Origin of the sequence: Lysinibacillus sp. fls2-241-R2A-57 (assembly GCF_030209535.1) — a bacterium.
Classification (GTDB): Bacteria; Bacillota; Bacilli; order Bacillales_A; family Planococcaceae; genus Lysinibacillus.
Genome location: NZ_JARVRU010000008.1, coordinates 1 through 21854 on the forward strand (window position 1 = coordinate 1; position 21854 = coordinate 21854).

The 21854-nt window shown below is 36.7% G+C and carries 21 protein-coding genes and 1 riboswitch; of the genes, 8 read left to right on the forward strand and 13 right to left on the reverse strand.

The window, feature by feature from the left end; translation table 11 throughout:
• Nucleotides 1-5: 5 nt before the first annotated feature.
• Nucleotides 6-146, reverse strand: coding sequence for a hypothetical protein (locus QRN68_RS02070; protein ID WP_285394981.1), 141 nt, complete (start codon nucleotides 144-146; stop codon nucleotides 6-8).
• 491 nt (nucleotides 147-637) lie between these two features.
• A riboswitch (M-box (ykoK) riboswitch) is annotated at nucleotides 638-812 on the forward strand.
• Nucleotides 813-1183: 371 nt separating this feature from the next.
• Between QRN68_RS02070 and QRN68_RS02075 the strand changes: the two genes are divergently transcribed.
• Both QRN68_RS02075 and QRN68_RS02080 read left to right on the forward strand, forming a co-directional pair.
• Complete coding sequence (locus QRN68_RS02075) at nucleotides 1184-1888, forward strand: MgtC/SapB family protein (protein WP_285395027.1); 705 nt, start codon at nucleotides 1184-1186, stop codon at nucleotides 1886-1888.
• An 18-nt stretch (nucleotides 1889-1906) separates the two neighbouring features.
• Nucleotides 1907-2680: a magnesium transporter gene (locus tag QRN68_RS02080; protein ID WP_285394982.1), complete on the forward strand. Its 774-nt coding sequence runs from the start codon at nucleotides 1907-1909 to the stop codon at nucleotides 2678-2680.
• 89 nt (nucleotides 2681-2769) lie between these two features.
• Here QRN68_RS02080 and hpaB read toward each other — a convergent pair whose 3' ends face one another.
• On the reverse strand, nucleotides 2770-4206 hold the full coding sequence (hpaB, locus tag QRN68_RS02085) for a 4-hydroxyphenylacetate 3-monooxygenase, oxygenase component (protein WP_285394983.1): 1437 nt from the start codon (nucleotides 4204-4206) through the stop codon (nucleotides 2770-2772).
• A 342-nt stretch (nucleotides 4207-4548) separates the two neighbouring features.
• Between hpaB and QRN68_RS02090 the strand changes: the two genes are divergently transcribed.
• Entirely contained in the window at nucleotides 4549-4737 is a 189-nt protein-coding gene (locus QRN68_RS02090; protein WP_285394984.1) for a hypothetical protein, read from the forward strand.
• An 82-nt stretch (nucleotides 4738-4819) separates the two neighbouring features.
• Here the strand turns inward: QRN68_RS02090 and QRN68_RS02095 are convergent, their stop codons facing one another.
• A complete protein-coding gene (locus QRN68_RS02095) occupies nucleotides 4820-6604 on the reverse strand; it encodes a polysaccharide deacetylase family protein (RefSeq protein ID WP_285394985.1) in 1785 nt (594 codons plus the stop codon).
• A 45-nt stretch (nucleotides 6605-6649) separates the two neighbouring features.
• Nucleotides 6650-9082 (reverse strand): SF1B family DNA helicase RecD2, encoded by a 2433-nt coding sequence (gene recD2, locus QRN68_RS02100; RefSeq protein ID WP_285394987.1) that lies wholly within the window; start codon nucleotides 9080-9082, stop codon nucleotides 6650-6652.
• A gap of 379 nt (nucleotides 9083-9461) precedes the next feature.
• Here recD2 and hisA point away from each other — a divergent pair, with 379 nt between their 5' ends.
• The 3 genes from hisA to QRN68_RS02115 all read left to right on the forward strand — a co-directional run bounded on the left by hisA (nucleotide 9462) and on the right by QRN68_RS02115 (nucleotide 11417).
• Nucleotides 9462-10229, forward strand: coding sequence for a phosphoribosylformimino-5-aminoimidazole carboxamide ribotide isomerase (hisA, locus tag QRN68_RS02105; RefSeq protein ID WP_285394988.1), 768 nt, complete (start codon nucleotides 9462-9464; stop codon nucleotides 10227-10229).
• Complete coding sequence (locus QRN68_RS02110; RefSeq protein WP_285394989.1) at nucleotides 10226-10513, forward strand: hypothetical protein; 288 nt, start codon at nucleotides 10226-10228, stop codon at nucleotides 10511-10513. The genes hisA and QRN68_RS02110 overlap by 4 nt, the downstream gene beginning before the upstream one ends.
• Nucleotides 10514-10679: 166 nt before the next feature.
• Nucleotides 10680-11417, forward strand: a complete 738-nt coding sequence (locus QRN68_RS02115) for a GTP pyrophosphokinase (protein ID WP_285394990.1) — start codon at nucleotides 10680-10682, stop codon at nucleotides 11415-11417.
• 60 nt (nucleotides 11418-11477) lie between these two features.
• On the opposite strand, the gene QRN68_RS02120 is transcribed toward QRN68_RS02115, so the two are convergent.
• The 4 genes from QRN68_RS02120 to cymR all read right to left on the reverse strand — a co-directional run bounded on the left by QRN68_RS02120 (nucleotide 11478) and on the right by cymR (nucleotide 15240).
• On the reverse strand, nucleotides 11478-12137 hold the full coding sequence (locus QRN68_RS02120) for a tetratricopeptide repeat protein (protein WP_285394991.1): 660 nt from the start codon (nucleotides 12135-12137) through the stop codon (nucleotides 11478-11480).
• An 84-nt stretch (nucleotides 12138-12221) separates the two neighbouring features.
• On the reverse strand, nucleotides 12222-13346 hold the full coding sequence (gene mnmA, locus QRN68_RS02125) for a tRNA 2-thiouridine(34) synthase MnmA (protein WP_285394992.1): 1125 nt from the start codon (nucleotides 13344-13346) through the stop codon (nucleotides 12222-12224).
• Nucleotides 13347-13575: 229 nt separating this feature from the next.
• Nucleotides 13576-14724, reverse strand: a complete 1149-nt coding sequence (locus tag QRN68_RS02130; RefSeq protein ID WP_285394993.1) for a cysteine desulfurase family protein — start codon at nucleotides 14722-14724, stop codon at nucleotides 13576-13578.
• A 96-nt stretch (nucleotides 14725-14820) separates the two neighbouring features.
• Nucleotides 14821-15240 carry a cysteine metabolism transcriptional regulator CymR gene (gene cymR, locus QRN68_RS02135; protein ID WP_053484768.1) on the reverse strand — a complete coding sequence of 140 codons (420 nt, stop codon included), beginning with the start codon at nucleotides 15238-15240 and terminating at the stop codon, nucleotides 14821-14823.
• A 351-nt stretch (nucleotides 15241-15591) separates the two neighbouring features.
• Here cymR and QRN68_RS02140 point away from each other — a divergent pair, with 351 nt between their 5' ends.
• Entirely contained in the window at nucleotides 15592-16881 is a 1290-nt protein-coding gene (locus QRN68_RS02140) for a replication-associated recombination protein A (RefSeq protein WP_285394994.1), read from the forward strand.
• Nucleotides 16882-17134: 253 nt separating this feature from the next.
• Here QRN68_RS02140 and QRN68_RS02145 read toward each other — a convergent pair whose 3' ends face one another.
• From QRN68_RS02145 to QRN68_RS02155, 3 genes are all read right to left on the reverse strand, one after another.
• A complete protein-coding gene (locus QRN68_RS02145) occupies nucleotides 17135-17851 on the reverse strand; it encodes a hypothetical protein (protein WP_285394995.1) in 717 nt (238 codons plus the stop codon).
• A gap of 311 nt (nucleotides 17852-18162) precedes the next feature.
• The gene (locus QRN68_RS02150; RefSeq protein WP_285394996.1) at nucleotides 18163-18681 is read right to left on the reverse strand and encodes a hypothetical protein; all 519 of its coding nucleotides are present in this window, start codon (nucleotides 18679-18681) and stop codon (nucleotides 18163-18165) included.
• A gap of 213 nt (nucleotides 18682-18894) precedes the next feature.
• Nucleotides 18895-19281 carry a hypothetical protein gene (locus QRN68_RS02155; RefSeq protein WP_285394997.1) on the reverse strand — a complete coding sequence of 129 codons (387 nt, stop codon included), beginning with the start codon at nucleotides 19279-19281 and terminating at the stop codon, nucleotides 18895-18897.
• Between the two features lie 139 nt (nucleotides 19282-19420).
• Between QRN68_RS02155 and QRN68_RS02160 the strand changes: the two genes are divergently transcribed.
• Entirely contained in the window at nucleotides 19421-19573 is a 153-nt protein-coding gene (locus tag QRN68_RS02160; protein WP_285394998.1) for a hypothetical protein, read from the forward strand.
• A gap of 75 nt (nucleotides 19574-19648) precedes the next feature.
• On the opposite strand, the gene QRN68_RS02165 is transcribed toward QRN68_RS02160, so the two are convergent.
• Both QRN68_RS02165 and QRN68_RS02170 read right to left on the reverse strand, forming a co-directional pair.
• Nucleotides 19649-20410, reverse strand: coding sequence for a tRNA threonylcarbamoyladenosine dehydratase (locus QRN68_RS02165; protein WP_285394999.1), 762 nt, complete (start codon nucleotides 20408-20410; stop codon nucleotides 19649-19651).
• A gap of 426 nt (nucleotides 20411-20836) precedes the next feature.
• The gene (locus tag QRN68_RS02170) at nucleotides 20837-21808 is read right to left on the reverse strand and encodes an N-acetylglucosamine kinase (RefSeq protein WP_285395000.1); all 972 of its coding nucleotides are present in this window, start codon (nucleotides 21806-21808) and stop codon (nucleotides 20837-20839) included.
• Nucleotides 21809-21854 lie beyond the last annotated feature (46 nt).

A 21854-nucleotide genomic window follows, 5' to 3' on the forward strand; every position in this document is an offset into this window, starting at 1 on the left:
CTACGTTAGCACTTCGCTTTCGCACAGAAAACATTTTTTGTTGCTGCCGCTACGTCAGCACTTCGCTTTCGCACAAACAATTCCCTGTTGCTGTCGCTTCGCTTTCGCACAAAAAAACCTGTTGCTGTCGCTTCGCTTTCGCACAAAAAAACCTGTTGCTGCCGCTACGTTAGCACTTCGCTTTCGCACAAAAAACCTGTTGTATTGATTCTCTTTCGATTTTTTGTTCAGCAATTTAAATACAAAAAAACATTTGTATCATGAAAAGGACTTAACAACTATTACAGAAGCTATTGATTATCATAAAGCACAAATTTATTATTTATTATTCCGAAAAACTTCTACTCAAAAATTTAATTCGAAGTAAAAATACATATCTTTGTAAGCATTAAAATAAGGCTTGTCATCAAAAGTTCGGGAGTAAAAAGTTGATTGAAACGGGTGTTAAAGGCATTAAGTCCTGTGATACTCCTTCGTGCCTAATATCATTTTCCTCCAAGTGCTCTTAGGTCCCCAAGACGGAACCGTTATGATGATGAGCCGTAAATACACTATTCCCTGATACCTTTTAAGATTTTTACTCTTGAAACAAATGTTGACAACCAAAATTATTCAGAGTACAATTCACCTGAAAACAATAAATCCTCATTAGGTGAGGCTCCTATGCAAACATAGGCCACTGCCCAGAAATATCGAAAGATGCCCATGGGTAGAACAGGAATTGCCGAATTAAGGCTTTTCATAAGGTGGCTAAGAAATGATTTCATTTCTTTACGGTGTATAGTGCTAAAACTCGAGTTAGGGGAATCGAAAATGCTTTTTGTTTTTTTCGTGCGCTTCTCCCCTCTAAATCGTTAGAGGGGTTTTTATTTTATTTAACTACAAAGGGGGAACATGTGATGGATAGTTATTCGATATGGAATTTTATATTTTTAAATAATTCGAATATGGCAAAAGGCAGCGTTTTTGCGTTCAGTCCGCATATGTCCCTTTCTTCAAAAATCCAGTTATGAATCTTCTGTAAATTGGAGTTTATCAAGATAGGTTTATTTGATGTGTACGCCGAACAAGATACATTTTAAGCAAGAAGCTCCCTTTTTTACGGGAGCTTTTTTATATTATTTTTAATTTTAGGCATTCTACAAAAAGAAGTGAAGAAATGAAGAGGTGTTTTACGATGACGATGACAATAGAAATGATAATCAAGTTAAGCCTAGCTTTACTATTCGGATTATTGATAGGGATTGACAGACAGATTAAACAAAAACAACTTGGCATGAGACCTAGTATGGTCATTTGTATTGCTAGCTGTTTATTAACAATTGTCTCCATAGAAGCATTCGGAAAATTCGGAGGTGCAAATCATCCGAATATGGATCCGATGCGACTTGCTGCGCAGATTGTAAGTGGAGTTGGTTTCATTGGTGCCGGGGTTATTTTACGAAGAAGCAACGAGGTTATTTCTGGTCTTACTTCCGCTGCGCTAATCTGGTCAGCTTCTGCACTCGGAATTACTATCGGGGCGGGGTTTTATCTAGAAGCAACATGCGCTGTCATCCTCTTGATGGGGGCAGTCAACATTGTGCCATTTCTCATCAAAACATTAGGTCTATCAACACTCAACCGTCAGGAAATCTCATTAAAGATTATCGTGGAATCGAATTATCGTATGACAGACTTAATTAAAATGATTAAGTATAGAGGGCAAAATGGAGCATCCAAAAAATACGAGTATAAAATTCGGCATTTCAAGCTCAAAGATATCGATAACGATCACCAATTAATTGACTTAGTTCTTTCTGTACCAGAAGACCAATATACGACGGAAATTTATTATTATGTCAAAAAGATTGATCACGTTCTGAGTGTCGAAATTGAGGATTTGTAATAGAAAGGAGCATCACTAATGATTAGACTAAATCAATATAAATATAAAGAAGAGTACACATACTATATGTTGCAATCTTTAAAGTCGGGAAAAAAAGATTCTTTTCGAATGGATTTCCTAGATTTGCACCCTATGGATCAAGCAACATTTTTTACCGAACTCAGCGAGGAAAGACGCTTCACCATTTATTCTTTTTTAACACCTTGTGAATTTGGAGAAATTTTTAGTGAGCTAGAACCTGCCTTGCAAAAAAAATGTATTATGGAGCTTGAACGTCCGTTTGCAGTGGAGATGTTAAATGAATTACCTCCAGATGACGCCACAGATTTTTTTGGACTACTATCGTATAAAGAAGCTGATTTTTATTTAGAGCGCATGGAAAAAGATGAAGCTGATGATATTAAGCAATTACTTAAATACGAAAAAGGATCAGTAGGTGCCTTGATGACAACAGAAGTGGTAATAGTTACAAAAGATGACTTAGTAATTGATGTGTTTGAACGCCTAAAGCATAGTGAAGTAGATGCAGAAACTTTTTATTACTTATATGTTACAGATACTAATAAACAATTACTTGGTGTCGTTTCATTACGAGAGCTAATCATTTCCCCTCCAACGTGTCGAATGGATGAAATTATGAACTCTGGAATCATTTCAGTGTCTGCCAACACAAATCAATCTGAGGTAACTCAAATCATACGCAAATATGGTCTTTTAGCAGTCCCTGTTGTAACAGAGAACTACGAACTTCTCGGGATTGTTACTTTTGATGATGTACTGACTTTTCTATAAGGATTCTAACATTTCTTATGGAACTAATATTTTCCCACTCAAAACGAAGTAACTGTTTTAACTAGTTATAAACAGTTACTTCCTCAACATTAATGATTATTTTTTAAAAAGCTGTCTACTCTATTAACTAAATCTTCACTATTATAAGTTTTATAAAGTACAGTTGCTAAACGAACTGGGTCACCAAAGAAAAAGCGCTCATACAGTGTTTGTCTAGTACCAAAGCTACTCATCGTTAAATCCCAAGCTAAGCGGAATTTTTTGACGCGCTCCTCTCCGCCACCCTGAGACGACTGTAAATAATGCTCAAGGTCACCGTCATCTGCTGTGAATGCTTTTTCACTTGGGATAGACATTAATCCACTTGCCCCAAGTAACTGGATAATGTCTGTAAAAGTCGGATATACCTTAGGGAAAATCTGAATAGCTGCAAGTAATGTCGGATGATCAGGCCTGATAAAGCCAAAAGCATCTTTTTTTGCCTCAATCTCAGACTTTAACAGTAAAGCCTTCATCGTTTCTAGTGTCACAATAATATCAACAACTTTTTGCTGCACATGTTGGTAGTCGCCGATACTGATTGTATTAACAATTGACTGTACAACACCTAAGACAAATTCTGTTTTGGCAATTTGACGTGAAAGAACTTGGTGCAAACCATATGTTTGAAATCCACTTACGTTCATAAAGCTATTGGCAACTTCCACATTCCCATAATAAAAAACGCGTTCCCACGGTACAACAACATTATCAAATACAACGATTGCATCCATTTCCTCGAAACGACTACTTAATGGATGGTCAAAAACTGATTCCCCTCCAACAAATGATTGTCTACATAAAAACTTTAAACCTTTCGTATTACTTGGTATCGAGAAACCAAAGCCTTTTCCTTCATCATAGCCATTCGTTGATAACACAAGGAGTTCATCTGTAATTCCTCCCTGCGTCGCTAAAAGTCTTGCACCTTTAATTACTAATCCTTCGCTTGTATTATCTACAATTTTAGCAGCAATTGTCTCTTCTTCATCCTCAAAGTAAAATCGGTTGCGATTCACTTGTGGCTCTATAAATGTATGTGTCATTGTCAAATCATTCTCTCGTGCATACTCATAAAAATTCAATAAATGATTAGGAAAACAATTTGGCTTATCTTTTAAAAAATCAGCCGCTGATGCTAGTGCCATTAGTGTCGTATTCATGTAATCAGGACTTCTACCCATTAAGCCATGAGTGGATAATGCCCATTCCCGTGCTGCATTACGTCTTTTCACAAGATCCTCTACTGTCATCACTTGAAGGTAAGACATACCTACGCGCTTATTGCTTGTCGGTGACACATATGTCATCTTCTCAAGCAATTCGTTTTCATTTTGTAAATCAAAAAGCCTTGCTTGACTCTGCATCACTCCCTTAAACGCTGGATGTTCCGAAACTTTCCCTGTGACAACTTTCCCATCAATATAAATATACGATTGTAAAGCGTCAATACGGTCAATATATTGCTGTCCTGTAATTACTGGCATGAAAGTCCCCCCTAACTTTACAAATATCTTTATACTCATTAAGTATATGAAATTTCCTAATATTAGGTTCCGTCATAGAAAACTGTATTATAGCAACACCTCAAATTAAGCAAACTGTACTACTTTATAAATACAGTTGAGAAACCTTCTTCATTGCACGATTTTTCAGTTATTTTAGATAAAAACGCTTTCAATTAGCGCTTTATTAACAAGTTCATTTTTGCGTCACATTCATAAAAAAGTCCATTTTGACTAGTACAGAATTGCTGGATTTTATCTATATATAGATGTAAGATAGCTTCGTAACCAAAACAAATACATCTTTTTTTTAGGAGAATATATATGAATAATCAAATCATCTCATACGTAGCGAAAATGGAAGCTGCTTTAATGAATAAAATGGAGGATCATAATGAAGAAAATCTTTTATTTTCGATTGCTTCAGATATGATTGCCAAAGAAAAAGATCAATTTAAAAATGTTTGCCAAGCATATGAAGTAGTTAAACACCATATAGTTGGTAACCACTAATGTTAAGGCTCCTCACCAAAAGTTGGTGAGGAGGCTTTTTAACATAGAAAAACCCGATCAATTAATTGATCGGGTAAGTATTTTACTGCGCATATGGTAGAACCATCTTTTGGAATTGTTCAAATGTTGTTTTTTGATTACTGGACAAGCGTTTAATTTGATACACATCATCGTACGGTTTATTATAGCCAAGCGCCGTTGAAAACGCCATTGTGAATCCCACTTCCTTTACCGCATTAATGATGTTAGCATTATATTGCCCAAACGGATAAGCAAAAGCATTTGCCTTTGGAATCATTGTTACACTACGCTTTAAATCCTCAACAACCTCATGATATGGGATTAGAAGCATTTTGCCTTTATTCCCTACCAAGTCGTGTAAATTGTACGTGTGTGATCCATACGTAAAGACGTCTTGCATATTTGCCATATCTTGACGTGAAAGTGACTGTAAATCATGATAATTAAATAATTGTTCATCTTTCGAATTTTCATTACGGTACGTAATTAAAAACTGCGTAGCTTTAAAGCCATTTTCTTTGAGCACCGGATATGCATATTCACGTGTCGATAATAGACCATCATCAAAAGTCAAAACAATTGAATAGGCAGGCAATGTAATTTCATCGCGCATGAAACGTAATAATTCGTCTGCACTAACCGTTTCGTAGTTCTTACTTTTTAAATACTGCATTTCATTCGTAAATTGAACATCTGTCATCGTAGTACTTACATTTTTAAAACGTCCAAGTTCATCCTCTTTCAGAAAATGATGATACATCATAACTGGAACACCGCGATCGAGCGCTACTTTAGAGCTATGGATATATCCTTCACGGCCACCAAGTACCGTTACGTACCAACTACCTTCTTTCCGTAAAATTGGATAACGATGATTTGTATCTAGCTTAGCAAATGGCTGCAACGTTTTTGATGAATGGTCATAAAGTTCACTGTTTGCAGAAATAGGGATGAAATATTCATTTATCATGGCATTGTCCTTGCCTGTATTTTTATAGGCAGGAGTATTTATAAATTTCACCATTGATTTTTCTGCATAAAGATATGTTTTCCCCCAACGAACTTTTACATATGTTGGATCCAATGCATCTACAATCTCTAGCTGTTGGCCTTTCATTAACGTAGCAATAGCCATTGGTTTTTCGCGACGGAAATCATAAAGAGTTACATTTTCTAATGCCTCGATGTAACCATTTTGCTTATTAGGTGGCGGCGGAGTTGGAGTTGGTTTTTCGATAGGCTTTGTAGTATTTGTTGTACCCTGACTTTTTTCTTCCACAACAAAATTACTATGTACAAATCCTAATCGTCCGTTCACAGCAATTCCGTACCAATTCCCCATTCTATTATAAATAGGAAAACTAACTCCTTCTGACAAAGTTGCAAATTGCACTAGCTCGTTGCCTGTATTATCGTAAATTGGCGCAACATTTGTTGTGACAATATAATCCTTTATCTTTGCAACAGTTGGGACTGTATTTTTATAAGTTGTTACTGGTACAACCGTTGTGTAGCGTTTATCAACATAACCGTAATAACCACCCCAACGAATTTGCCACCAATTCGCTCCGTAATCTTTTGTTACTTCAAAAGTTTGCCCTGCTGATAATGTCCCCACCTGTACTAGTGAGCCTGAACGATTATCAAAGACAGCTGCTTCCTCATTCACTTGGATGACAGTATTTTTTGCATATGCTTTTTCTGCAAAAGGTAATACCATCATGAATAGAAGCAATAATAATAAGCGTTTCACTTTATTCACCTCATAAAAATTTTTATTATCTTTTACTTCAATCATTAGACGATTTTCCAACCTATAAAAGTTTATTGGTTGAATTAATTTCATAAATCATATTGTTTCAGAACCTTTGATTAAATTTATGAAATTAACTCACTTATCTAAATAATCATACGGTGAGACGCCATCCATTCCAATCAATGGATGAATATATGGTTCTGTTTCTACCGTTAGCTTTAAATCAATAGATGATTTTTCATTTTGTAAATCTTCGTTTAATGGAACATCTTCTGCTTCTACAACTTCCTCTGCAACATCCATTGGATTGAGTCTTGCACGTAAGGACGTAAAGCGCTGTAAATCATCCGTACGCTGTAAACCAGCTGCTAGTACATCCGGTTCACCACATAAAATCAAGAAATTTTTTGCACGCGTAATACCTGTATATAATAAATTACGACGCAGCATTTTAGAATATCCTCGGACAACTGGCATAATAACTGTTTGGAACTCAGAGCCCTGGGATTTATGAATAGAGCAACAATAGGCTAGTGTCAATTGATTGAGATCACTACGCTGGTAAGTTACTTCTATACCATCGAATGACACAACAAGCAAATCTTGTTTCTCAATTGTTTCCTTTGCCTTGATAATACTGATTACCTCACCCATATCACCATTAAAAACATTGCTTTCTGGTTGATTGACAAGCTGCAAAACTTTATCCTTTATGCGATAGGTGACATCCCCAAAGATGAGCTCTTTTCTAGTACCAGTATCGTTAGGATTAATAAGCTCCTGAATCATTTTATTTAAATTGTCTATTCCTGCTGGACCTTTGTACATTGGTGCTAACACTTGGATATTACGAATTTCTTGACCTTTCGCAACCGCACTTTTCACAACCTGTGTGACAACGCTTGCTACTTGATCTGAGGAGGCTTTAACAAATGAACGGTCAGACGTTTTTACAGTCAAATCATTCGTGATATGACCACGTTTAATTTGATGAGCAAGTTCAATAATTGTTGAGCCCTCTGCTTGTCGATAAACCTCCGTTAATTCCACAGTAGGAATTTGCTTAGAAGCCAACAAATCCTTTAATACTTGCCCTGGACCTACTGGAGGGAGCTGATCCTGATCGCCAACAAATACAACTTGCACATCCTCATGCAAGGATTTTAATAGTTGATGCGCGAGCCAAGTATCGACCATCGACATTTCATCTACAATAATGAGTTTCCCGGTAACCTCACGCTCAGTCTCTTCTTCTTTTTCCTGACCAGTAAAGCCTAGTAATCGATGAATCGTCATTGCTGGAAGTTCTGTTGATTCTGATAAACGCTTGGCAGCACGTCCTGTAGGGGCACATAAAATAATCGGGAATGGTTCTTCTTTTTGAGCGTATTCCTTCGGGTTTAATGATAGCCCATGTAGCTTTGCATACACCTCTACTACACCCCGAACAACAGTTGTTTTACCTGTACCAGGGCCGCCCGTTAAAATCATAACGGCTGAGTTTAGTGCGTGTTCAATAGCATTCGCTTGTGTTTCAGCATATGTGACATTTAGCACTTCTTCTGTTTCACCAATCGCTTTGCGTATTTCGTCCTTACTAAAATGTTCAGCCTTATTGTTACGTTCAATTAAAGCTAATATTTTCGATGCAATTCCTACTTCTGAGAAATATAGGGATGGTAAATATAGTCTCGTTTCTTCCCCACAAATTTTACTTTCCTCACGCAATTCGATGCAAGCTTTAGAAATGGTCTCAAAGGGAATTTCCACTCGTTGACTTTGCTCAAGCATATCTTTTACTAGTGGCAAAACATGTTCTGCATCTAAATACACATGCCCATCCGATAAAGCTGCTGTATTTAGAATATGTAAAATCGCCGCCTTAATACGGTCTGGATGATTGCCAGTAATACCTAATTTAGCACCTAACTCATCAGCACGAAAGAACCCAACACCCTCTACATCTTCAATAAGGCGGTATGGATTTTCATTTAATAGTTCAATCGCCTCTGTTCGATATGTTTGGTAAATTTTCATGCCGAGCTGTGGTCCGAAACCCCATTCATTAAGTTGAATCATCACTCGTTCTAAGCCTAGGTTTTGTTCAATCGTACGATGGATAACCTCTTTTTTTTCAGCTGATAGTCGAGGTACAGCATCAAGCGCATTTGGGTCCTCTAAAATAAGACGTAACGCATTTGCTCCTAGTTTCTCTACAATTGTTTCAGCCGTTTTTTTTCCGATTCCAACAAACAAATCACTCGATAAATAATGAATAATTCCTTGCTCTGTTGCCGGCACTTCTTTTGTAAACGTCTCAATTTGAAATTGCACACCATATTTTGGATGTTGTCTCAATAAACCTGTAAAACGATATTGTTCATCCATCTGTAACGGTGGAAAATATCCAACAACAATTATTTCTTTATCCTCATATTGTAAGTTGGTCTCTTGAATTTTCACACGAACTATTGAATACATATTTTGTGCATTGTGGAAGATAGAGACAATCGGACGTCCGAGTATAAATAATTTATTTAGTTCAAATAAATCAAGATTCTCTGCCATTTTCGATTCGCCCTTTCGTGTCCATTTCAATCATTATATTGTACCACAGCATATCAAGAAATATCGTTTAAAAAGACATTTCACTATATTTTAATCATATGCCTCGGCATAATTGCGTCCAGAATCGGCTTTGTGCTTGCACAAAGAACTCCTTTTGATTCTATGACATCTGCCAGAGGCTTTAACTTCTTTTTAGCAGATGTTTGGTTATCCGACGATGAGGCGAGAGACTTTTGTTAGCTGATATTCAGCTTTAACTATCAGAATATTCACTGAATGAAGTTAAAATTATTTTGACAAATGACATTTCACCGCTATTAACAACCTTTCCATGCTATGATATAGTTGAATTTTGTTGCACGGAAGGATTGTGAAGCTATTGGAATTTAGACCTTGTATCGATTTACACGATGGCAAAGTAAAACAAATTGTTGGCAGTACACTCGGTCATACAGATCAAGAAGTCATCGAAAACTTTATTTCAAATTATGACGCTAGTTATTATGCAAAAATGTTTGCCAAAGATCAATTAACAGGTGGTCACGTCATTATGCTAGGTGATGGAAACGAAGAAGCCGCATTAGCAGCACTATCAGCGTACCCTCAAGGTTTGCAGGTTGGTGGTGGCATTACTACTGAAAATGCAAAAAAGTATATTGATGCTGGTGCTTCCCATGTTATTGTCACATCATTTATCTTCTATGATGGCAAGCTTAATTTAGATCGACTAAAGCAATTAGTACAGATTATCGGTAAACAGCATCTTGTCATCGATTTAAGCTGCCGTATGTGCGATGGAAAATGGTTTGTTGTTACTGATAAATGGACAAAGTTTAGTGATTTTGAAGTAAATGCTGAGTCTATTGCGTATATCGAAAATTTCTGTGATGAACTACTTATTCACGCTGTTGATGTAGAAGGTAAAAAAGGTGGTATGCAAGAAAGCTTAGTGCATGATTTAGCCGCTTGGACAACAATTCCAACAACATATGCTGGTGGCGTCCGTTCTCTAGACGACTTAATGAAATTTAAAAATATAGCAAGTGGTAAGCTTCATGTTACAATCGGTAGCGCTCTTTCAATTTTCGGAGGAGACTTACCATATTCAGATGTGGTAAATTATTGCAAAAAAGGCGGGGTATTGTGAAGTTAGTATATAAGGATTATGTATTTCCTTTTCAAGAAACAAATTTAGAACGTATTATAGATGGTAAATATTTCAAAGTCAATACGAAGGATAATTCTCTTTCGTTGCACGTACAGCTAGATAATGAACAAATGCTACTTGAGTTTTCAAAATCTTTAAAGACAACATGCGGCTTCCTCCGTGATCAAGAAACAGAACCTTATATTTGTACGTATATCGACTTACAAATATTCGTTGATGAATTTAATCAACGATACAATCTAAATGCTGAAATTATCGTTTAATAACGAAGGGGACTAAAATCCCCTTTTTTTTTAGTTGAAACAAGAATACTATACTTAATTTAGAGCACATATTTCTATTTAGTAGCTATTTTTGTTAAGCTATTATTTAATGAGATTAAGAGAATTTCATTAATGTTATTTGCTAAAAGAAAGGATTTTATGAAGAATGAAAAATGAACTCGAAGTAAACACTTTAAAAAAACTAAAATCAGACATAACACGTTTCTTTTTAGCCTATAAATTTGCCTTGCAAGAAATTGAAACGAAAATAAATATTTTACAAGAAGAATTTAAGTTAATACATGAATATAACCCGATAGAGCATATATCAACTCGAGTAAAGTCACCAAAAAGTATATTATCGAAAATCCGAAAAAAGAACCTCGAGACATCTGTCGAAGTGATTCGTGAAAACATTCGTGATATTGCGGGCGTGCGAATCACATGCTCCTTTGTAGAGGATATTTATAAAGTAAGTGCAATGCTACAGGCGCAAAATGATATTGAAGTTGTGGATGTAAAGGATTATATTAAATCCCCTAAGGAGAATGGCTATCAAAGCTTGCATCTTATTATAAAAATCCCAATTTTTATGTCCGATCGTGTGGAAAGTGTTTATACAGAAATTCAAATCCGTACAATTGCAATGGACTTCTGGGCTAGCCTTGAGCATAAGATCTATTACAAATACAATCAGGAAGTACCTGAACATATACGTTTGGAATTGAAGGAAGCTGCCATTCAAGCAGCTGAACTGGATCGAAAAATGGAACGACTTAATGAAGAAATAAATATTTTAAAAGCGGAAGAAGAAGAGACGTCATTAGATGCAATGCCTATTGCTTATTTAGCACAATATATCTCTCAATTACCATTTTATTCTTCCGATGATGATCAAGACTAAACTCACGATATAAAAGGATGCCGAAGTAATTCCGGCATCCTTTCTCTACTATGATTTAGTTTAGTTAAATCGCTGTGCAATCATATCGTAAATATAACGTGCTTGGTCGTAGTCTGGCTGTAATGTAAAGGCTTGTTTCAGGTGGTACATAGCATCTTCTGTTTGTTCAGTGGACACCGCATAAAGTACACCTAAATTATAATGTGCATCTGCGTTATTCCAATCCTGTTCGATTAAATAGTCTAATTCTTTCTTACCTTCTTCAAACATTTCTAGCGCACATAGTACAATTGCATATGCTAGACGAATTTGTGTGTCTTCAGGGGCAAGCTCTGAAGCTCGTTGTAAATATGGCAGTGCAAGCTTCGGATTTTCCATTCGCTCAAAGCATTTGCCCATCATATAATATACATCTGCGCCCTCAATGTTATACTTTAGCGCTTGCTCATAAAGCTTTACTGCTTCTGCATATCGTTCCGCATTATAATATAAATTTGCTAAGCCATAATAAGCAGTTGCTGCTGTTTCATCAACAGTAATTGCTTTTTGAAAGAAACGCTCTGCACGTTCAATATCCTCCAACACCGCTAAGAGATTTCCAAAATTCACATACCCAATTGCATTTTCAGGCTCTGCTTCAATTGCTTGTGTAAAAAGTTGTGCGGCATCCTCATAGCGCTTTTCTTGAAATGCTTGAATACCCTGCTCGTTAAAATTCATTGTTTTTGTTCACCTCTATGTAGCGAAAGACTGCCTCAATTCTATACACCTTATGAGAGGCAGTATAAGCAGTCTTTTCGCAAATTATCCTACATATGTTAGTTTTTCATTATTTTTAAAGACTTCATCGATTGTACCGCCACCTAAACATTCTTCACCATCATATAATACAACAGCTTGTCCAGGTGTGATTGCACGTACTGGTTCAGCAAACGTAATATGTGTACGTCCATCTTCTAAAATCTCTACTTCTACAGGTGTATCTGTTTGACGATAACGGAATTTTGCTGTGCATGAAAATTTCCCGGGCAATTTTTTTGTCGAAGTATAGTTCATTTTCACAGCAGTCAATGAAGTAGAATATAATGACTCATGATGGAAGCCTTGTCCAACAAGTAACACATTGCGTTCCAAATCTTTCCCTAGCACGAACCACGGCTCACCGTCACCACCAATTCCAAGGCCATGACGTTGACCAAGTGTATAGTACATTAATCCATCATGCTGGCCCATTACAACACCATCCATCGTCTCCATCTTACCAGGTTGAGCCGGTAAATATTGACTTAGGAATTCTTTGAAATTACGTTCCCCTATAAAACAAATACCTGTTGAATCCTTTTTCTTAGCTGTAGCTAATCCAGCTTCCTCCGCAATTTTACGGACTTCCTTTTTCTCAATATGTCCAATTGGGAACATTACATGAGCTAATTGCTCCTGTGATAATTGGTTTAAGAAATACGTTTGATCTTTATTTTCATCTATTCCACGAAGCATTTTTACTTCGCCTTCACCACTACGATCGATTCGAGCATAGTGACCTGTCGCTAAATAATCAGCGCCAAGATCCATTGCATGTTCTAAAAATGCTTTAAACTTGATTTCCTTATTACACATAACATCAGGATTTGGCGTACGCCCTGCTTTATATTCTTCTAAAAAGTATGTGAAAACCTTATCCCAATATTGCTTTTCAAAATTCACTGCATAGTAAGGAATGCCGATTTGATTACACACTTTAATAACATCATCATAGTCTTCTGTAGCTGTACAAACGCCATTTTCGTCTGTATCATCCCAGTTTTTCATAAATATCCCGATTACTTCATATCCTTGTTGTTTTAGTAAATATGCAGCAACCGAAGAATCTACCCCACCCGACATGCCGACAACAACACGAATTTGTGAGGGATCACGTGTTTCTTTCATTATGGTCACCTTTTCTTTTATTCAATTTCTATTAAATATATAATTTTTAACAGGTGTATGGATTAACCATTTTTATACATTCGAATTAATTCGAAATGGCTGATTTCCGCTACGGGCTACAATCAGTTAAAATGGAAATATATTAGCAAAATAACAACAAATAAAATCCTTTTATCGCTCAATAATAAACCTATTTTTTCCTTATCAACACACCTGAATTTTTAGCAAACTACTTTTTCGCTAATCTTTTCACAATCCCAGCTGTTTTTTCAGCAGCACGTTGTACGTCAGCTTCTGTTAAACCTTGACCGAAGCTAAAGCGGATCGAGTTACGTAATTCCTCTGTCCCTTGTCCAAACATCGCAACTAAAACATGTGATGGATCAATGGAGCCAGCAGTGCACGCCGAACCACTCGATACGCAAATACCCGCCATATCAAGATTCACTAGAAATGACTCTACTTCCATACTAGAAAAACTTACATTTAAAACGTGTGGAAGCGTATTTTCTAAATCACCATTTACATGAAATGCCAGCTTTTCCTGCGTGAAAACATCAAGCATAATTTGCTTAAAGCGATTGTATAGCGCACGCTTCTCATCGCGCAACTCATTTGCAATTCGCACCGCAGTAGCAAAGCCAATCACTGCAGGTACATTTTCAGTACCTGCACGGCGCTTTTTCTCATGCGCTCCACCTAATGCATAACTAGTGAATGGTGTTCCAGCTTTTTGGTAAAGGAAGCCAATCCCCTTAGGACCATTAATTTTATGTGCGGAAACACTTAGTAAATCAACATGTAAATCAGCAACATTAATTGTCTCTAAGCCATATGCCTGAACAGCATCCGTATGAAAAATAGCTGTATGTTCACGTAACAATTCACCTATTTCAGCAATCGGTTGAATCGTACCAACTTCATTATTGCCGTACATAATCGTTACTAAAATTGTATCCTCACGTAATGCATTTCGCACATCTTCTACAGATACACGCCCTTTTTCATCAACTGGCAAATATGTCACATCAAAGCCATTTCGTTCAAGCTTTTCACACGTATGTAATACTGCGTGATGTTCAATTTGTGTGGTAATTATGTGCTTTCCTTCAGCAGCACGTGCATAAACAGTGCCAAAAATAGCCGTATTATCCGCCTCAGTTCCGCCACTTGTTATAATAATTTCCCCAGGTTGAGCACCAATTGATTTAGCTAATTCTTCACGTGCATTATCTAAATATTTGCGCGCCTCTCGACCTGCCCCATGAATACTTGAAGCATTTCCATAAACCTTTTGCATTGCTGTAGTCATAGCTTCTATTACTTGGTCATTCATTGGTGAAGACGCTGCATGATCGAGATAAATATATGAATTCATGTTGAAAACTCCTTTGTACGAAAAGCGCTAAAGATCTGCACCCCCTGCCACACGACTTTGCGACGACTTAGGGAGCGATGCTTTAGCCTAAACATTTTAAATGTAGAACATATAGCCTTCCGCTACATTTTCCTCAGTATATTGTGCTAGATCCTCAATTGTCGTTGTATCTAATACATTTTTCACAGCATCGCGAATGCGGAGCCACAACTCTCGCTGAGGTGCTTCTTCATTTTCAATTCCTTCAACTGGTTGAATTGGCCCCTCTAACACACTAATAACATTAGCCGCCGAAATTTCACTTGGTGGATTCGCTAGCATATACCCACCATATGCACCGCGAACACTTTTCACTAAGCCTGAATTACGTAGTGGTGAAACCAATTGCTCTAAGTATGCTTCAGAAAGCTCCTTTTCAGCAGCAATTTTGCGTAATGGAATAGGTCCTTCTCCATAATGCTTTGCTAGTTCAATCATAATCGTTAGCCCATAACGGCCCTTTGTAGAAATTTTCATTTTATCACCCTCAAATAGTCTAGTCAAAATACTACAATCAGTATATCATAATCTCCTCTTGAAGAACTCGGAAATACTCTTGGGAGGTTATGATATACTATTAACTGCGCCTTGGTATAGTTAGGCAAAATACTATGATCGCTTCATTTTAGCTCAAAAAAACATTTAGCAAATCAACTCTACCCGGCATAATTGCGTCCGGAGGCTTTAGGCCAACACGATGTTGGTCACTCAGGCGTTTTCACTGAATGTGAAGGTCTTAGCCTGAGTTCCTCTTTTTCAGCGGATGTTTAGACTCCCACTGAAAAAAAATTAAAAACATTGAAAACTGTTAAAAGGGGGAATTTTAAAATGCATAATGAACCACTTGCTTATCGCATGCGTCCTTTAACCCTTGATGAAATTGTTGGACACCAAGATTTTATCGGTCCTACTACCGCTCTTTATAAAATGATTCAAAATGAACATGTTCCATCTATGCTACTATACGGTGAGCCAGGTATCGGCAAAACGTCAATAGCGAACGCCATAGCAGGAAGCTCGAAGCTCCCATTTTTCGCAATTAATGCTACTCGCGCTGGTAAAAAGGACGTTGAGGATATAGTGCAGGAAGCACGAATCTCAGGAAAAGTCCTACTTTTTTTGGATGAAATTCATCGTTTTAATAAATTACAGCAGGATACTTTGTTGCCACATGTTGAAAATGGCTCGATCGTATTAATTGGGGCAACAACAGAAAATCCGTACCATGATGTAAATCCCGCTATCCGCTCACGGTGCGGAGAAATATATCAACTAAAACGTTTAACGAAAGAAAATTTAATCGAGTTGATTAGAAAAGCACTTTTTGATGAAAAACGTGGACTGGGTAAACATCATTTTGCATTAACAGATGATCAAATTACTCAAATTGCTGGAGCAGCTAATGGTGATGCAAGGAAAGCATTGACTTTGCTTGAATCGATTTATTATGCAAGTGATGAAGTTGATGGTCAAACAATTGCAGCTGATCATATCATTGAACATCTTATCGGCAGAATTGGCGTTTATGGTGATAAAAAAGGGTCTAATTTTTATAATTTGCTATCTGCATTGCAAAAATCTGTTCGTGGAAGTGATACGAATGCAGCATTGTATTATTTAGCACATTTATTAGAAACAGGAGATTTAGTAGCTGTCAGCAGACGCTTACTTGTCATGGCTTATGAGGATATAGGGCTTGCCAATCCTGATGTAGGTCCGCATATGCTTGCAGCAGTACAAGCAGCAGAGCGTTTAGGGTTACCAGAGGCGCGTATTCCGCTCGCAAGTGCTGTTATTGAAATGTGTCTAGCATCTAAATCCAATTCTGCAATAATAGCCATTGATGCCGCAATTGCCAGCATTCATGAAGGAAAAACAGGCGATATTCCACATCATTTACGCGATGCTCATTATGAAGGGGCCAAAGATTTAGGTCATACAGGTTATCAATATCCCCACAACAGCCCGATTGGAACATTTGGTGGCTGGGTCGATCAGCAATATTTACCCAATGAGCTTGTCGGTACAGAATTTTACAAACCTGTCATTGCAGGTGAAGAAAAACGAATGGCCGGAATCTACGAAAAGCTTATATCTTTTCATAAAGATAAAAAATAATATCGCTACATGATTAGAATACTGAAAAACATATTATATTGATTTTCATGAAAATAAGGCACTTCAATTTTAAACAAGAAGCGCCTTATCTTTAATTAAATACTATATCGCTTACTTTTCAACGCTTTATATCTCATTGATTTAAATAATTCCGCTTCATCTTCCTATTTTTAATCCCGCATTAACTGACCGTAAAAGCCCGATTTGGTGAAGACTAATCATTAGAAAAATCCCCACTAGTTAAAGCTTCACTTTATGAGTAATTATGGATATTCGTTATATAACGCTTACTGTAAAAGAGGTTCAATGTATCTTCTACATTTCTCAGCGATGGAACCTTAGTCTTTTCTTTCTCATCTTTTTCATTATCTTTTTCATGTAAATAATTAATAAAATTTTGGGTTTGAGTGAGTAAACTAGCGAACTCCTGGGAATTCTCCCGCACTTCAAAGCGAATTGCTTTTACAGCTATTGCTTGACCAATCGATTGCTCTCTTGATGGCGAGGTTTGGTCCTCATCTACATTATCATCCGTTGCTCTGTACAACTCTTTTAATGCCTCAAAAACTTCCTTGTTATCACTAAATCGTTCTCTTATCCACAGCAAAATAAATTGTAATAGGACAACTGCATAAATAAGTGACAGCCATTCATCTCCAAAAGATTTTTTCGACAAACGTTTAAAGTGTTCTGCTTGTGTCACGAGCTCGAATATGATTAGACGAATTGGATATAGGAGCGCATTTCCACTGTTGATATATAATTTTTCTTGATCTTTATACATAGCCAACCAAAAATCCCTTACTAAAGAGATGGATTTTCTTGTCGAAAAAGCTAATTGACATTGGATAAGCCCCTGTTCAAGTGTTGATTGTATAAGTCGTAGAAATAAATGTTCCTCATCCTCACTTACTAATAAGAGTGGGTTTTCTAAGTTCGACAAATCAATTTCGATACCGTTTATGAACATTACACAGCCTCCTTCCTATAAACCATACACATAGTTTTTCAATTTTTAACTATATTTCGACAAAAATCTGTAAATACCTTTTAAGAAAAAAGTCCTTTTTTCATTTCTGTACAATAAAATTTTGACACTACTCCAACTCTCTTCTTAATAATCCATTAACATTACTAAAAAAATCTGCAAAACCTTTAAGAAACGGAAACCCATCCACCCCCTTTCAAGCCCGAGCGCTGTAAGGAATGGAGGATAAACCGCAAAAAAGTAAGCAGATTCTAAATTGTTATTCTATTTTCTGAAAAGTATGGATCAATCAATTATCTCGTAATTTCATTATCAACAAATAGTTTAAATTGTTGCAAGCATTGTTTGACTGCACCTTTTTGTTCAAGTACTGCTCTTCGTAGTGATGTTGTTTTCTCTTCATCCTCTACAACTTCACTATAAAGTGTAAAAATAGCCTCTAATAATTGTTCATTCTCTTCCTGTTCAATACTAGGTAAAGAAAAGGCAGCAATCGTTAATAATTGCTCAATTGTTTCAGGTGTTTTTTGTAGCGCATTAGATGAATAATAAGTTGATGCCGCTAAAAAATAGCAAAGCTTTGCACAACAATCTATAAACAAATGCCAATATGTATTGGCACTCGGTATCTCACCCGCTCTTTCATCAACATAATCTTTATAAAATGTTGTAACTTGCGTAAATAAAGGATTTAGTTCCTTCATAGCCTTCGGATAATTATTAGATGTATCCAAATAGTCAAATACAATATCATTCATTTTCTCTTGAAGCTTTACAATATCTAAATGATCACGAATTACTTGAATTTCCATTTTACCACTCTCCGATGTTCTCATTTGTTTTCTAAACGTCACTCCTACTTTCCTAAGCAGTCCTGCACTTTCTAAACAAACGGATCTATTATCTATTGGAATTATTTAAATTATAGCAATAAACCAAATAAAGAAGTGGTCACTTGAACAAAATAAGACAATTTCGTGAATTAATAGCATTTTGAGCACGTAAGGCGAACAATTTTGGTAGAATTATATTCTTTGTACATAATCATCATATAATGATTGCTCTTTCGTTCGATCAACAATTTCTATAATACTTCCTTGTGCATATTTTTTTATTCTTTTTTGTGGTATATAAAAATAAGCACTGTTTGTAATTAACCAATCACTTAGCGTTAGTTCACTACCTGGCTGTTGATTTATCAATATACGTTTATGCCGAAGTATATCCGCCATTTTGTAAAAACCATCTGATAGTTCATAAGCAGAAACATCAAAATTAAAAATAGGGCTTACAACCTGGCCAACATCAAAAATGTGTATTGTTTGACTCTCTTCATCAATAGCTAACTCTACTGAGCTAATTTCATCGAATAAATTTATGCCCCTATATTCCATTTGATAGATTTGCTCCATTATTAAATGTCTCCTTTTATAGGCTCTACATCAAATGTTAGAGTCACAAATGTTGTAGACCCCTTCTTCACAACGTTCCTATTGTAACATAGAAAAAGCAGCTGTCTCCAAAGTCAATTGAGACAGCTACTTCTGTAAATTGGCACATCGCCACAATGTAGGGCTGGAGCGGCAGCAACACGGGTTTTGTCTGTGCGAAAGCGTAGTGCAACGAAGCGGCAGCAACAACGACAACAACAACACGGGTTTTTTACGCGATTTCTTTGCTTTTTTTTTATCGAGAAATATTTGAGTTTATCGATGAAAATTTTGAATTTATCGACCAACTTTTTATATTTATCGACATCAAGGATTTTTTTAAGTTGTTTTAACCTTGAACACGTGTAATTTTTACATCTTTTATGATTGTATTCACTACCCAACTTGCAGCAATCAAGCCTGCCACTGACGGAACAAAAGCGTTGGAAGATGGCGGCATTTTTGCTTTACGGATGGCTGCATCTGGTTTTCCGACATGCTCCACGACATCTGGACGAACTACAATAGGACTCTCATCTGAGAATACAACCATCACGCCTTTATGAATACCCTCTTTACGTAGTTTCGTACGAATTACTTTTGCCAATGGATCTGTATGTGTTTTGGATATATCTGCAATTTTAAAACGAGTAGGATCCATTTTATTTGCTGCACCCATACTAGATATGATTGGAATATTACGCTGTAGACATTCCTTCACAATATGAATTTTATACATCACTGTGTCACTCGCATCAATGACATAATCTATGCCTTGCGCGAAAAATTCCTCATATGTTTCCTCCGTGTAAAACATATGCATATCAATAACTTCACATTCTGGATTAATATCAGCAATACGTTCTTTCATGACACCTGACTTTGATTTACCGACCGTTGAAAGATAGGCAACTAATTGACGATTCACATTTGTAATATCTACATTATCCTTATCTACCAAAATAATGCGCCCAATACCACTTCTTGCACATGCCTCTGCAGCAAATGAACCTACACCGCCTACACCAAGAATGGCTACCGTTGTATTTTTTAATTTTTCGAGTCCCTCTGTTCCTATTGCGAGCTCGTTACGTGAAAATTGATGTAGCATCATTACACTCTCCGTCTATTGAATTTTTTATCCCGCTTTAACGGGCAGTAAAAGCCCGATTGATGAAGACTAACAATCAGCGGTGGATGAAGAACCCTCCACTAATTAAAGTTTCACTTTATTAGTAAACCTAGTTATATACTAAGATAAATCAAACTTATATTACATTTTATCATGATATTCATCAAGTAAAAATTATAACTAAAATCAATAAGTATTCCTAATCAAAATACTTCTGGGTCTATCAGAGCTATGTATCCGCACTACTAAAGTAAGCAGTAGAAAATTTAAGAGGTTGGGAAAAATAACTGCTCAAAACCTTAAATAACGAGAGAACTCAATTTTAGAAACATTGATTTCTCTCGCTTCTCTGATGTGAATATACTTATATCCCAGCCTCTTTTGCCTCGAACTTCCATCAACTTCCTATCTGTTCATATTTTTTTGAAAAGCTTCTACAAAATTTGAACCGAGCTGAACATTCACTTGCTTGAAAGCCGCAATTACTGCCCCGCCGATTGGTTGTAATACCGGTGTCATAAATTGCATTGGCAGCTCATCAGCTTTTGCGAGTTGTTGTAATTTAGGTATAATAAAAGCTTCATTATGAAAAACGCCACCCACTAATACGACAGGTACATCCCCTTGACCCCAAGCCATACAAGAGTAACATGCTTTAATCGCCATATAATATTTCTTACAAGCATCTTCAATAATGCTAATGGCAACGTCATCTCCCTTTTCAGCCACATCAAATACATATTTGCTTACTGGCGCAATTACTGTCCGAGGATGCACCTCTCCATAAATACGCTCTATTAATTGCGGTACATTTTCCACAGAAAAATAACGCAATATTACATCTGTCAAAGCTGTTGAGTCTGCTCTTCCATCATAGCTTTTAAAAATAGCTTTCATTACTTGAACCCCTAAATCATAGCCACTGCCCTCATCATCAAAAAGATAACCCCAGCCCCCTACCCGATGAAAATGTTGCTTACAATCATACCCCATTGTGATGGCACCCGTTCCTGCAATTTGCACAATGCCTTCCTGCCCAAGTGTGCCCGCATAAAGTGCAATTAGAGCATCATTATCAACAAAAACATGTGCTTTTTTATGAACATATTGACGTACTATCATTTCTACAACTTCCTCTGCCTGTAGCTCCTTGACCCCAGCCATGCCAGCAAAACAACTATCTATAGCTGCAAATACTCGTGGATTTTGTTGTTGTAAATTCTGTAGTATATCGTGAATCGTTGACTTAAAATATTGAACATCCATTGCTGTTGGGTTACTCCGAGTCGTTTCTACTTTGGCATAAATATTGCCAAACTCATCACAAATCACTGCAGACGTTTTCGTTCCACCACCGTCAATCGCTAATACATACATAATTTTGCTCCTTTCACTATCAATTTCGCTTGGGAGTAATTATAGC